Origin of the sequence: Microcystis sp. 49638_E5, assembly GCF_021300285.1 — a bacterium.
Lineage (GTDB): Bacteria > Cyanobacteriota > Cyanobacteriia > Cyanobacteriales > Microcystaceae > Microcystis > Microcystis aeruginosa_C.
On sequence record NZ_JAJTDH010000010.1, the window covers coordinates 1 to 12298 of the forward strand.

At 44.9% G+C, this 12298-nt stretch carries 13 protein-coding genes and 3 pseudogenes; 6 read left to right on the top strand and 10 right to left on the bottom strand.

What is annotated here, in order from left to right; all coding sequences use genetic code 11:
- Positions 1 to 118: pseudogene (locus LW728_RS03625) on the top strand (DUF2887 domain-containing protein); the annotation flags it as partial.
- Between the two features lie 58 nt (positions 119 to 176).
- Here LW728_RS03625 and grrA read toward each other — a convergent pair.
- The 3 genes from grrA to LW728_RS03640 all read right to left on the bottom strand — a co-directional run bounded on the left by grrA (position 177) and on the right by LW728_RS03640 (position 2723).
- The gene (gene grrA, locus LW728_RS03630) at positions 177 to 551 is read right to left on the bottom strand and encodes a GrrA/OscA1 family cyclophane-containing rSAM-modified RiPP (protein WP_287668386.1); all 375 of its coding nucleotides are present in this window, start codon (positions 549 to 551) and stop codon (positions 177 to 179) included.
- 14 nt (positions 552 to 565) lie between these two features.
- Entirely contained in the window at positions 566 to 1465 is a 900-nt protein-coding gene (gene grrP, locus LW728_RS03635) for an extracellular substrate binding-like orphan protein GrrP (protein WP_002803813.1), read from the bottom strand.
- Between the two features lie 88 nt (positions 1466 to 1553).
- On the bottom strand, positions 1554 to 2723 hold the full coding sequence (locus LW728_RS03640) for a PQQ-dependent sugar dehydrogenase (RefSeq protein WP_287765231.1): 1170 nt from the start codon (positions 2721 to 2723) through the stop codon (positions 1554 to 1556).
- A gap of 486 nt (positions 2724 to 3209) precedes the next feature.
- Here LW728_RS03640 and LW728_RS03645 point away from each other — a divergent pair, with 486 nt between their 5' ends.
- Positions 3210 to 3950 (top strand): PEP-CTERM sorting domain-containing protein, encoded by a 741-nt coding sequence (locus tag LW728_RS03645; RefSeq protein ID WP_287765233.1) that lies wholly within the window; start codon positions 3210 to 3212, stop codon positions 3948 to 3950.
- A 297-nt stretch (positions 3951 to 4247) separates the two neighbouring features.
- Here LW728_RS03645 and LW728_RS23335 read toward each other — a convergent pair.
- Both LW728_RS23335 and LW728_RS03655 read right to left on the bottom strand, forming a co-directional pair.
- Positions 4248 to 4355 (bottom strand): annotated as a pseudogene (locus LW728_RS23335) (DUF4277 domain-containing protein); the annotation flags it as partial.
- Between the two features lie 139 nt (positions 4356 to 4494).
- A pseudogene (locus tag LW728_RS03655) lies at positions 4495 to 4687 on the bottom strand (DUF4277 domain-containing protein); the annotation flags it as partial.
- A 162-nt stretch (positions 4688 to 4849) separates the two neighbouring features.
- Between LW728_RS03655 and LW728_RS03660 the strand changes: the two are divergent.
- Together LW728_RS03660 and LW728_RS03665 are read left to right on the top strand one after the other, a co-directional pair.
- Positions 4850 to 5659, top strand: coding sequence for a pentapeptide repeat-containing protein (locus tag LW728_RS03660; protein WP_002803802.1), 810 nt, complete (start codon positions 4850 to 4852; stop codon positions 5657 to 5659).
- 19 nt (positions 5660 to 5678) lie between these two features.
- A complete protein-coding gene (locus LW728_RS03665) occupies positions 5679 to 5804 on the top strand; it encodes a hypothetical protein (protein WP_256377587.1) in 126 nt (41 codons plus the stop codon).
- A gap of 1 nt (position 5805) precedes the next feature.
- On the opposite strand, the gene LW728_RS03670 is transcribed toward LW728_RS03665, so the two are convergent.
- The 5 genes from LW728_RS03670 to LW728_RS03690 form a co-directional block, all read right to left on the bottom strand.
- On the bottom strand, positions 5806 to 7659 hold the full coding sequence (locus tag LW728_RS03670; RefSeq protein ID WP_287765235.1) for a peptidoglycan D,D-transpeptidase FtsI family protein: 1854 nt from the start codon (positions 7657 to 7659) through the stop codon (positions 5806 to 5808).
- 171 nt (positions 7660 to 7830) lie between these two features.
- On the bottom strand, positions 7831 to 8352 hold the full coding sequence (locus tag LW728_RS03675) for a hypothetical protein (protein WP_002803796.1): 522 nt from the start codon (positions 8350 to 8352) through the stop codon (positions 7831 to 7833).
- 139 nt (positions 8353 to 8491) lie between these two features.
- Entirely contained in the window at positions 8492 to 9856 is a 1365-nt protein-coding gene (locus LW728_RS03680; RefSeq protein ID WP_287668374.1) for a GTP-binding protein, read from the bottom strand.
- Positions 9857 to 10019: 163 nt separating this feature from the next.
- Entirely contained in the window at positions 10020 to 10541 is a 522-nt protein-coding gene (folK, locus tag LW728_RS03685) for a 2-amino-4-hydroxy-6-hydroxymethyldihydropteridine diphosphokinase (protein ID WP_287765462.1), read from the bottom strand.
- Positions 10538 to 11308 (bottom strand): sirohydrochlorin chelatase, encoded by a 771-nt coding sequence (locus tag LW728_RS03690; RefSeq protein WP_502845969.1) that lies wholly within the window; start codon positions 11306 to 11308, stop codon positions 10538 to 10540. Before LW728_RS03690 ends, folK begins: the two co-directional genes overlap by 4 nt.
- 235 nt (positions 11309 to 11543) lie before the next feature.
- On the opposite strand from LW728_RS03690, the gene LW728_RS03695 reads away from it, so the two are divergent.
- Both LW728_RS03695 and LW728_RS03700 read left to right on the top strand, forming a co-directional pair.
- Positions 11544 to 11843 (top strand): type II toxin-antitoxin system HigB family toxin, encoded by a 300-nt coding sequence (locus LW728_RS03695; RefSeq protein WP_287765237.1) that lies wholly within the window; start codon positions 11544 to 11546, stop codon positions 11841 to 11843.
- Complete coding sequence (locus LW728_RS03700) at positions 11830 to 12225, top strand: helix-turn-helix domain-containing protein (RefSeq protein WP_353845701.1); 396 nt, start codon at positions 11830 to 11832, stop codon at positions 12223 to 12225. The genes LW728_RS03695 and LW728_RS03700 overlap by 14 nt, the downstream gene beginning before the upstream one ends.
- Positions 12226 to 12298: the final 73 nt, after the last annotated feature.

Below are 12298 nucleotides of genomic sequence, written 5' to 3' on the forward strand. Positions count from 1 at the left end.
TGAATTAATTCAACTCCCTATCAGCGAAGCCAATAACTACCGCTTTGACTCAGTGGAAGTCAAACAACTTTCCTTTCGTCTCGATGGAGTCTTTCTGCCTCAAAATAATCACCCTAGATTTCATCGTAAAACCGGGGTTGGGACGGGGATAAAGTTATCCCCTCACCCAACCTTACTTACCAACGATTTAAGAAACCGCCACCATTACCCCAGCGCGGTCGGGAATTAAAGAAACCACCACCGTCAGACCAACCATTACGCCAGGGCCGCGCATTAACGAAACTACCACCGCGACCATCTACCCAACCACCGACACGACTATTCCCCCAACCGCGATTGCCACCATCTCCCCAGCCTAAAGCTTGTAAACTAGGATCGGCAGTACCTTCCGGCAGTTGGTTAACCCGTTCGCGTACAGCGCTAGATAGACGACTTAAACGCGCTTCAATGGGATTAGCCTCGTCTGAGGCGGCCTGAGCGGTGCTAGTCAGACCGAAGGCAGATAAAGCGAGAAGAAAGCCGACTAAACCAGTTTTATTGCTGATATTCACCTGAATTTATGCTCCTATTTGGCTTCTTGGGGATTAATTTGGGCGTGTTCGATAACTTTGAAGGCAAAAAACCCCTTTAATAATTCTGGGGGGATGGGAACCATGCCTTGACTACCGAACCAGCGATCGATTTGACTAACGGTGGCCGTATCATTGGTGATGTAATCCTGCATCATTTTAACAATGGCATAGTTGACATCATCCAAAAAAGTAGAGTTATTTTCGGGAACCATGCAAGCAATGCCAAAATTAGCTAGAGCTTCTTCGGGGACGATTTCGTAGATTTTAGGGTTATCTCTGAGGATTGTTCCCGCTAAAGAGATGCTATCCCCCGCTATTGCGTCAATTTTACCAGTTTTTAAAGCTTCGAGGGCTTCTTCTACGGTGCTGTAGGTGGTAACAATTGTCGCTTGCGGTTGTACTAATTTAATCACATCCACGGCCGCAGAAGTGGGAACCAAGGCGATGCGTTTACCGATTAGGGATTGAGGAGTGGAGAGATTGCTACCTTTTTTGGCTAAAATCCTAATCCCAGAAATGCTGTAACTGATGGAAAAATCGACAACTTTCGCCCTTTCCCAAGTAAAAGCCGTACTACAAGCGATATCGATGTCCCCGCTACGAATGAGATTAATTTTCTCTCCGGGTTGATTAGCTTCAATCATTTGCAGGGTGACGGGACGACCGAGACGAGTTTCCAATCGTTTTCTAATTCGTTCCAACACATCCATAGAATAGCCGACTAATTCCCCCTTATCATCAATGTAGGAGTAGGGAATCGCATCAAAACGGGTTCCTACGGTCAAAAATCCCGTGCGAGCCACTTTTTCCACCACTGTTTCCGCTAAACTTGCACTGGCGAGGAACATAGGTAATATGCAACCCAGTCCCACTAACTGTAAAATTTTCTTCATAAATCGAGTGCTTGCTCCCGTACAAACATAACTATACTAGAATTCGCTAAAAAATCTTCAGGGCTTCCATAATAATTTCTGTGAACTTTTACAAATTAGATGGCGGTTCAAGGCGAATTAATTGACCGTTACCTTCATCGGTGAGCAGGTATAAAAATCCTTCGGGACTTTGACGCACATCCCGCACCCTCTGACCGATGGGAATCGCTTCTTGATTGATAATTTCACCCGATTTATCCACTTCCAGACGGCGAATATCCCTAGAAACTAAACCACCGGCGAATAAATTTCCCTGCCAATTAGGAAAGCGATTACCAGTATAAAAGACCAATCCTGAAGGAGCGATTGCAGGTGTCCAAATTGTTTTCGGATCGATCAGACCTAGTCGAGATTTTTCGCTGGAAACTGGGGTATTAGTGCCGTACTCTTGACTGGCAGAAACCACTGGCCAACCATAATTTTTACCTTTTTCAATTAAATTTAATTCGTCCGCTCCTTTCGCTCCGTGTTCTGTTGCCCAGACTCTTTTAGTCATCGGATCAAAGCTGATTCCTTGAATATTCCGATGACCATAACTCCAAATTTTAGAACCCGCAAAAGGATTATCTTTAGGTAGAGAACCGTCGTCATTGATGCGAATAATTTTACCTAAATGACTTTGCCGATTTTGTGCCTGTTTTCTAATTAAATCCCCCGCTAATTGTAGGGGAGGATTGCCCCCGTCCCCAATCGCTACCAATAAAGTGCCATCCGGTAGCCATAATAACCGCGAACCGAAGTGTTGAGAGCCAGTTTTTGCCTGGGAAACTTCAAAAATAACCCGCACATCTCGCAAACTTGCACCATCATAAACCGCACGAGCGACGCGGGTACGATTAGCCTCCTGGTCTCCGTGGGCATAAGTTAGATAAATCCAGCGATTTTGGGCAAATTGGGGATGAATTGCCACATCGAGCAATCCTCCTTGTCCGACGGCAAAAACTTCGGGAACTCCAGCGATGGCTTTTGGTTCTAATTTGCCCTCTCTAACCACTCTTAAACGACCGGGACGCTCTGTGATGAGGATTTCCCGGTTAGGTAGCCAAACCATCGACCAGGGATGCTCTAAACCCTCGATTACGGTCACTTTTTGCCATTGATTTGTCTGGGAATTATTCGCCGAAGTTAATACATTTGCACCTTGACAACTGGAGATAATTATGGTAAGCAAAACGCTGGATACTATAGGCGAGAAAATGCGATTAAGAGAAGTAAGCATTAGTTGGTAACTCCCCATACAAATATTGGTCAATTTTCCCCGACTAATCAAGCTCACCCTATTTTAGAAACTGGGCAGTTTTAAGAAACATTTTAGGCGGTTTGACTTCATTGGGCAATGCGCTCTCAAAAAGAATCCTTACCCTCGTACCCACCGTTAGCTCTAAGGGAACATCGGGTTGAAGCACTGTCCGATCAAATATAGCTTCGAGTTCTTGGAACATTACTCTTGACAGGGTATGGCCTGTTTCTAGTATGATCGCTTCTGTGTGGAGCCTAAACGTTCAATCTATTAGTATTCTTAGTATTCCTATGGTCAATCAATAGACATCCCCAAAAACTTATAAGCGAGTCACAGCAAGACAGGCAGATTAGACCGAGAGTCAAAATTAGCTCTAAAAACGGATTGATCAGTGCTTGGTGTTGCTGAAATTTTGAAGTGTTGCTATGATTAATCTAGAATCTTTTCCTTTGGAGTATAGAGGCTATGACTCAAAAAGTATTAGCAAAATTAATGTCTTTTGCTATTAGCGATAAGCTAGGATTATTCAAAATAGCGATCGCATCTTCTTGTTTGATGATTGTTCCGCAGGGGCAAGTTAGGGCTGCATCTATTTTCATAGCGAATCATAGCTTTGAAGACCCGATCGCTCCCCAACAGCCGGATGGGTATTTTTATAGCATTAATGACATCACTAACTGGGTAATTGGTGGTCTGAGCGATCCCGGTTATACTGCTGGAGTTGATAAGCCAGTGAATCTCCCAAACACTTCAAACGTCTTTTTCACTGACCCGATTCCCGATGGATCTCAGGTAGGCTCCAGTAATGGGCGAACTATCAGCCAGACACTTTCCGCAACTTTGCAAGCGAACACGCAATATACTTTGGGTGCCTATGTCGGACGCAGATTAATTCTTCCCAATGTGCCGTCGGGCTACTACAATATCGAACTTTTAGCCGAAAGTACAGTTCTAGCCTCTAACAATAGTATTACTCCTCTTGCCGGCGAATTCGAACTTGTCACCGTTAACTATGCCAGTGGTGTCAGCGATCCGCTCATCGGGCAGGCATTAACAATTCGTCTGACATCGACATCACAGCCTCACCAAGTCAATTTCGATAATATAACCCTTGACGCTTCTCCCATTCCCGAACCTTCCGCGATATTAGGATTGCTAGGTTTCGGACTGTTGGGAATCGGTTCAACGTTAAAACAAAAACGATGAGTAGTCCTGCAAAATTAATTACCTAGTCGAGACGGGAGACGGCTTAGATATGTAATTAATTTTGCTTAGGTGCTTAATTTAACCGAATTAGGGGTATGAAGCTTTCCTGCCCGTGATTCCCGATCTAAATCTCCTGGAGAGCGATCCCTAACCCTCTCAAATTTCTTGAGATTGTTTTGACAATTCTCCCAAAGGAGTTTAGCATCATGATAATAGCAATTGTAAGTTAGATGTGACTGGAATGTGATATGACAGTCGCTTTTTTACTTTATGAAGCTATCATTCAACAATTCTGAATTCATCCATGACTCTCCCGATTATATCATCATTGATATAATCGGTTTTTATTTCTTCTCCCAATAATTCCTCGATTTCCTTATCTTTAAAAAATTGACTAAATAAGTATAAGTAGCTGGTTATAATTAAATTAAAAATGGATTTTAGGTTCGATCCCCCCTGCCCCCCTTGATAAGGGGGGTGCCGATCCCCCCTTAGTCCCCCCTTGATAAGGGGGGTGTCTGACAACTTTTAACGCCTACCTACTTAAACGTCTTGAAACAAATACTAATCCATTGATTATAATAGCTTTAACCACTGTTCCTGCTGGAAATTTTTTCTCGAGGGTCGATTCCTAATTTAGAGTTGATTATTTCAAGTATTCCTATTTCGTCAATTAGCCCGGCTACTATTCCTAAGTGATCTAGGTTTTTAATTTTTACCTCTGAGATAGGAGACAATTTTTGTACCTTTAATAGATTTTTGAGCTTTTTGTTCGTCTCACTTTTTTTGGACTAATTCTCTGAGTATTTTTGCTTATTTTTTCTTGAATGAGTTTATGCTACTTTATACTACATTTTGAAGTGCGGAGTGTCGGTTAAAGAGTATCGGTACGGCCTCCTATGAATCCCCTCATCGCTCGTCTGAATTTTGTTTCTCCTGGCCCCGATGATGTCCGCAAGGCCAGGGATGAAGGACAGAGTTTAAGCGCCGCTAATCTGGAAGGTATCGATTTAAGCCAAATGGACTTGAAAAACCCCGATTTTGCGGGGGCAATCCTCTTGGGGGCCGATTTAGCTGGGGCTAATCTCACCGGGGCGAATTTAGAGGCGGCGGATCTACGCCTGGCTAATCTGCGCGGCAGCGATCTCCGGGGTGCCAATTTACGAGACACTTTACTATATCGCGCGGTCCTCTGTGGGGCTGATTTGCAGGGTGCTGACTTAACTGGTGCGAAAATTTCCCTCTCTCTCTACGACGGGACAACCGACTGGCCGGAAGGCTATGATTATAAAAATTCGGGAGCAATCGGGCCAAAAGCCAATTTAACCGGTGCTTATCTCAATAACGCTAATCTTAGATTTGCCGACCTCAGTGGTGCTAATCTCCGGGGAGCTTATTTAAGCGAGGCCGACTTAACCGGTGCAAATCTGGCAGCAGCGGCCTTAAGTGGAGCTAACTTGCAAAGAGCGTCCTTAACCGGGGCTTTTTTGCGTGACGCTCGTTTAGTTGGGGTCGAGTTACAGTTTGCGGATCTGCGGGGTGCGGACTTAACCGGTGCAATTCTAGAACAGATACAGAATTTAGAAGGGGCCGATTTCAGTCAGGTGGAAGGATTGAGCGATTTAGAGCGCTCTTATCTCTGTGGTTGTTCCTCCCGGGAGTTAGGAACTTGGAACCCCTACACCCGCTCCAATACTGGCCAGAGTTGAGACTGTTTACCGCGTTAGAGTGGGCCTCTTTGACCGACCACCGACTCCCCAATCGGCCCTGAAATCGGCAATGCCCAAAATAGTTAAACCCCATGTAGAATCGGATTTACCAGACAATTTAGCGGCTTTTCTCCTCAACACTTAAATTAATCGTGCCGCGGGGGTTTATTGGTCGGAGAACCCGCCGGAACGACCTTGGATGTGGGGGGGATACCTTTGAGGGAAATGAGCGTATTCATCACCGTTTTTGCCACGGGAGCGGCAACAGTGGAGCCAAAAGTATTGGCACCCTTGGGTTCATCCACCACCACCAAAACCACATAACGGGGCGATTCGATCGGTAAAATCGCGACAAAACTGGTAATTTTGGCGTTAGGTAGATAACCCCCCGTCGGACTAGCTTTTTGTGCGGTTCCCGTTTTGCCTCCGATGCGATAACCAGGGATTTGGGCTGCTACCCCCGTCCCCTTGCTGACGACGGTTTCCATCATTTCCACCACTTGCCGGGCCACGGTGGGAGAAAAGACTTTTTTGCTGGGATAATCGGGCTGCCAGTGCAAACGGCCGCGGTCGTCGGCTAATCCTTTGATCACATGGGGAGTCACTAGGGTGCCACCATTGGCCAGCGCACCGTGCATTTGTACTAATTTTAAAGGCGTTAGGGATAAACCTTGACCAAAGGAAGCGGTGGCCGATTCAATGGCATTATCCAGAAATTCTGGTTCGGGTTTGAGATATCCTGCCACTTCTCCGGGTAAATCTACGCCAACCCTTTGATTTATTTCCAATCCTAATAAACTTTTATAGAAATCAACTCGCCCCATTTTTTGGGCAATTTGCACCATGGCCACGTTACTAGAGGTTTGCAGAACTCGGGCCATATCTAGCGCCCCATAACCCTGTTTAGAGGCATTTTTAATCGTCCAGGGACCGACAGTAATTGCCCCCGGATCATTGACTACTGTATTAGCTTTAATTGCCCCTGCTTCCATAGCCAGGGCGATAATAATTGGTTTAAAAGTTGACCCCGGTTCGTACTGATCGGCTACGGTCCAATTTTTAAATAGAGCCACATTGGCTTTATAGTATTCGTTGGGGTTAAAAGTTGGCTCACAAACTAGGGCTAAAAGAGAACCATCAAGGGAGTCCATGACGATGACAGCCCCTCGTTTGGCATTAAATTTTTTTAGCTGTTCTCGTAGGGCCGTCCTGGCGGCTCTTTGTAGTTTTAAATCGAGGGTTACTTCTAACTGTAATTCATCGAATTGAAAGATACCATCGGGAACAAAAGCTGGTAAAATTCGCCCGTCTCCCATGCGTCTTGTATTGACAGAAAAAGGGTCTCTTTCTAATAACTGACTGGAACCTCTTTCTAATCCTGCTTGGCCACGATGTTCTTTATCTACATAGCCAATCACGTCAGCTGCCACATCGTCTTGGGGATAATAACGAGCGTATTTTTCCTCTAATTCTACACCGTCAAGAGATAATTGTTTTAAGCCCCTAGCCACGGATTCGGTTAATTGATTGGCTAAACGAATTCCTGTTTCTTTTTCTTTAAATCTTTTAATTAGTTGATTAGTGGGAATATTTAATAAAGGAGCTAATTTATCAGCCACTTCTGCTGGGGGAATAGCAAACAGTTTTGGGTGTACATAAAGAGTATAAATCAAGCGATCGGTCGCCAAAACATTACCATTACTATCGACGATCGCCCGTCGGGGAATATAGGGTCTAATACTGGTAGTTTGCTGTTGTCTGGCTCTTTTTTGCAATTCCTGTGCTTGTACTATTTGTAATTGGTACAATCGCCAGGCTAACCCCAAAATACCCATGACTAAAATCAACCACACCGCCACCAATCGTCCGTTACTCAAAGGCAATTTTTTTAACTGTTGTTGCTGTTTTTTGGCGTTTAAATAGGACTTTCTGTCCCGGATCCTGCCAGAGGGCGATCGAGTTTCTTTACCTCTAAATTTGGGTCTTTTTGTGTCAGTCATGAGAAGTATCTTTCAGTGATCAGTGAGCAGTAACCAGTGAACAGTGAGCAGTGATCAGTAACCAGTAATCAGTGAAAAGACAGTAGGAAACTTCTATTTAATACTGCACACTTAAAAACTCACATCTGATAACTTTTAACTTACCCACTGATAACTGATAACTGATAACTGTTAATAGGCACTTCTGGGTCGAGAATTGACGGTAGATTGGGGTTGAGAAGCGGGGGCAGGTTTCAGGTTCGGGGCAGATTTACGCTGTAAAAAGATAGTTTGGAAGGGTTGGGGATGAGTCAATCCCGTTTCGGGTTTTTCTGCTTGTTGAGCTAGTTGATGTTTAAGGGTTTCATTGGTGGCCAAAAGATGGCGCTCGTGACGTTGCAGTGTTTCCAGTTTACCAAATTCTTTGTCCCAAACCTTGGGAATATATACCGTCCAAGCATATATTCCCAGAGTCGAACCCAACAGACAAAAAGTAATCACGGCCACTATTCTTTCTAGGAGGCAAAGGGAACGTAATTGACGCGAGGCTAATTGTTTTTGTGTCGGGGCCACGGGAACTCTCTCCACCGATTTAGTCGCCGGTTTAGCCGTTGGGGTCGCCTGATTTACTGGTGACTGGGGACGGCGTTGACTCGCTTGGCTTTTTTGGCGAGAAACGGGAACGGGAATATAGGACTTATGGGCAGCAGACATGATTTTCTCTCAATATTTCTAGCTAGTTGTCGTTGTCAAAAATTAAGTTTCTAAAATTAGGAGTCGGTCATCAGGAGGAAATATTTAATTGATAACTGTTGCCTTTTTTCCTTTTTCCTTTCTACTTTTTCCTTTAAAATCACTGCTCTAGTTCTAGACGTAAACGATATAAAATAGTTTGCGGATGAACTTGAGCGAGAATTTGATTAATCACCGTACTCGGTCCGGATGCCCCCCAACTGCAACCGCGTTCTAGATAGATTTTAGCGGCTTTTCCGATGATATAGGTTCCATAAGCAGCAATTGCCCCCTGTAGGAGAGCGGTGCTACCGTAGAGGGTTAAAGAGGTGGGATTTTCAAAAATACTGGCCGCCGCCGCCGCCGTTTTGCCCAAACCGATAATCACAGTGCTGAGGATTTCCCCCACCAGCAACCCCGCACTACTCAAAAGTAGAGTCCGCCAGAGTTGACCAGCTTGGTGACTGGTAATCGGCAAGCCGTACAAACGAGCTAAAGCCCGAACTAGAGTCAAATCGACGATTGAAGCCCCTAGGAGGTCTAAAATAGCGATCGGATTGGCCGCAATCGCTAAAGCCTTATATTTCGCGTATTGCCAGATAATTTCCTCCGCTTGACTGTCTCGAAGTTCCAGGGTTTTTCTAGCGATATTTTCTTCCGCTTCTTGCCCTTGCACTAAAGCATTTAAGGCCAGTAGCGATCGCCCTTCCCGATTTAAAATCGTTAAGAGTTTATCTTGCAGCTCCTCAATTTGGGGGGGAGGGGTTTCCCACTCAGTCACCACGCGCCCATCGGGGTATTCCACCCGGACGGGAATCGGTTGCGGTTCGGCGGCTACCATAACTATCTCATCGCTAGTTAACAAATCTTCTAACGTTTTTTCATCCCGATTGGTTCCTAATCTCTGTAACTGCTGAAAAATCTGACGGCGATCGGCTTCCGGATAGAGATCAATCTTATTAAACACCAAAATGATCGGTTTTTTAGCCCGGCGCAATTCTCCTAAGGCCTCGTATTCGGTGCGGGTAATATCCCCCGCAACGATAAATAAAATCAAATCGGCACTTTTAGCGACTTCTCTGGCCATATTCGCCCGTGCTTCCCCTTCAATCTCATCCAATCCGGGGGTATCGATTAATTCTATCTGAATTTTACCCGTGGCTGGTATCCAACGCACCGATCGCGGCCAGCGTGTCACCCCGTGCAGAGGGCCAGTTGTCAGGACTTTTTGACCGACTAAAGCGTTTACCACCGAGGATTTACCGCGACTGACTAACCCGAAGGCTGCCACCCGAATCACCGTTTCATCCAGTTTATCTAAGGCCGATTTGAGGGACTGCAAATCCTGTTTAACGGCGGCCTGAAGTTGGGGATCGGGGGGATAATTCCAATGGCGGCGAAAACTGGCATACCAAGTTAAGGCCTGTTGTAAACTAGCTTTAGCCTGATTGTAATGAGTTTCCTCGAGCGATGGGGTCTTGGTCACGGTTGATTTTTTTACTGTTTATTGATGCTGCTGCCTTTATTGTAGGGTTTCGGGGCGGTAACTGAGATGAGGTTATCTGGGGTTAGGGGAAGACTTTTCAGTGATCAGTGAACAGTAATCAGTAATCAGTGAAAAGAAACTAGGGAAGTTTTCCACTAAAACCCTAAGGGACTTGCGCTCTGATAATGTACCTTTTGGGCGAACGCAGTTCGCCCCTACATTGTGGACAAAATCCGTTACTGTAGGGGCGCAAAGCTTGCGCCCTCCGATCGATTGGGATATTATTCCCACGCACAATTTCCGCCAGGGGAAGCAGCACAAAGGCCCGTTCTCGGCAGCGGGGATGGGGTATCTGTAATTCGGGCGTTTCTAAGATCAGGTCTTCATAAAATATTAAGTCTAAATCGAGGGTACGCGGTCCCCATCTTTCCCGTCGGACTCTCCCGAATAACTGCTCGATTTCTAATAATTTATGCAGTAAATCTAAGGGCGATAAATCCACTTGCACAATGGCGCAACCGTTGAGATAATCGGGCTGAGGAGGGCCGACGGCCGCGGTTTGATACCATTGGGAATGAGCTTCTAGTTTAATTCCTTTGACTCGCTCTAATTCCCCTAAAGCTTGCCCTAAAATTGTCGCTGAATCTCCTAAATTACCGCCTAAAGCGATCGCTGCCCGCTTCATCCACATCCTTCCTCAACAATAATCTCGGCTAATTCCCCCGTCGCCCCTAAAGATTTACCTAAAAACATATTGACATTTGGATGCTTTTGTGCTAGTTCAAAAACTTGGGCTTCGATCGCGTCCGTAATTGCACCAGCAAAGAGGAAATAGGGCAGTATAGCGATTTTTTGGCTACCTTGAGCAATTAAACTCTCGATTTGTTGGGATAAACTCGGTTCTATCGACCAATAAGCTGTAATTGCTCCAGAAAACGCCGCTAGATTTTCCACTTCCCGATTACCGCCGGGGCGACGACTACCGTGGGACAGTAAAATGCGGTCTTGGTGGCTTAAATCGGCAAATTGTCGGGATAACAGCGATTTTATGCCCTGATAACTGCCTAAATGGGGCTTTAACTCTAGCTTAATTGGCGATCGCACTTTGTCCACGGCTGCGGGAATATCTTCTTTAACGTGAACCCCCGACAGGAGAAACAGGGGGATAATCTGCAACCGGTTACATCCTTGGCTTTGTGCTTGTTGGGCAAAAGCTTCTATTTGTTGATGGAGAGGTGTTATCGCTAATTCTAGGGCGGCAGTCCCTACTAATACCCGATTATCTGCTTCTAGAACCGCTATAGATGGGCTAAACTCCGATTTACTCGCCAATCTTTCGGCGGGTTGACTAATTTTTTCCTGAACTAAGGCTGCTAATTGTGTCACCGCCATGGCTGGACGCGGATCGCGACTACCGTGGAAAACCAATAAGTAGGCTGAGGAGGTCTTCAAAGAAATCTTGCCAAAATAGTTTAGTTTTTAGCCTAATACATTTTGTCTCCCTTTAGGCATCAATGCCCCTGATATTCTCGATTTAGCTGGTAAGCGGGAAAACCTCCCCACTAGCCCCAAGTGCTACCATTTTACGGGATGTAAAGTGTGAGCAAATCAGCCCGCCGGCTTGAGTTAGCCTAGGTATTGAGATATAATTGCTATTGACAGAAACTGCCAGAGGTATATTTGTATTATGCGGGTAATTAGCCGTCGAATACTTCGCGATTTCTGTATGACCAACGCTAATTCCTGCGAGTCTCTCTATGATTGGTATAGAGTCGCTAGTAAAGCAGCATGGCAAAATCTAATCGATGTGCAAGCCACTTATAAAAGTGCTGAATCTGTTGGTAATTTCACTGTTTTTAACATTAAAGGAAATCACTTTCGTCTAATTGTAGATCTAGTTTATAGCCGACAGACTATTTATATTAAATATATTCTTACCCATGCCGAGTACGATAAAGAAAATTGGAAAAATGATGCTTACTTTTAATTCTAAAACCTATGGAGAATTACTCGCTTACTATCAACCAAAAGCAATCACCACAGAGGTGGAAAACGAGCGAGTGATCGCAATTGCTCAAGAGTTGGAACATCGCTCGGAACTTAGTTTAGAGGAGGAGGCTTTACTGGAGTTATTGATTAGTTTGATCGAAAGGTTCGAGGCAGATAATTATCCAATTCCTGACATAAATCCTTTAGCAACTTTACGGCATCTTATAGAAGCTAACGAGATAGAATATCCAGAGCTAATTACTATTTTGGGTTCCCCTGATGCGGTGGAGCAAATAATTAATGGACAACGCAGCATCAATCAGTCAGAAGCTAGGTCTTTGGGAGCATATTTTCGGGTTGATGCCAGTTTATTTACTTGATAAGTAACTAAGGAAAATTAATTACACATCTCAAGGGAAATTAATTTGGCACGACTACTTAACGAATTATTGC

Bases quoted from the DNA above. Each gene is read 5' to 3' on its own strand.
- LW728_RS03660 (WP_002803802.1), top strand. From the start codon at position 4,850: ATGAATCCCCTCATCGCTCGTCTGAATTTTGTTTCTCCTGGCCCCGAT.
- LW728_RS03640 (WP_287765231.1), bottom strand. From the start codon at position 2,723: ATGCTTACTTCTCTTAATCGCATTTTCTCGCCTATAGTATCCAGCGTT.
- grrP (WP_002803813.1), bottom strand. From the start codon at position 1,465: ATGAAGAAAATTTTACAGTTAGTGGGACTGGGTTGCATATTACCTATG.
- folK (WP_287765462.1), bottom strand. From the start codon at position 10,541: ATGAAGCGGGCAGCGATCGCTTTAGGCGGTAATTTAGGAGATTCAGCG.
- LW728_RS03695 (WP_287765237.1), top strand. From the start codon at position 11,544: ATGCGGGTAATTAGCCGTCGAATACTTCGCGATTTCTGTATGACCAAC.
- LW728_RS03675 (WP_002803796.1), bottom strand. From the start codon at position 8,352: ATGTCTGCTGCCCATAAGTCCTATATTCCCGTTCCCGTTTCTCGCCAA.
- LW728_RS03670 (WP_287765235.1), bottom strand. From the start codon at position 7,659: ATGACTGACACAAAAAGACCCAAATTTAGAGGTAAAGAAACTCGATCG.
- LW728_RS03700 (WP_353845701.1), top strand. From the start codon at position 11,830: ATGCTTACTTTTAATTCTAAAACCTATGGAGAATTACTCGCTTACTAT.
- LW728_RS03645 (WP_287765233.1), top strand. From the start codon at position 3,210: ATGACTCAAAAAGTATTAGCAAAATTAATGTCTTTTGCTATTAGCGAT.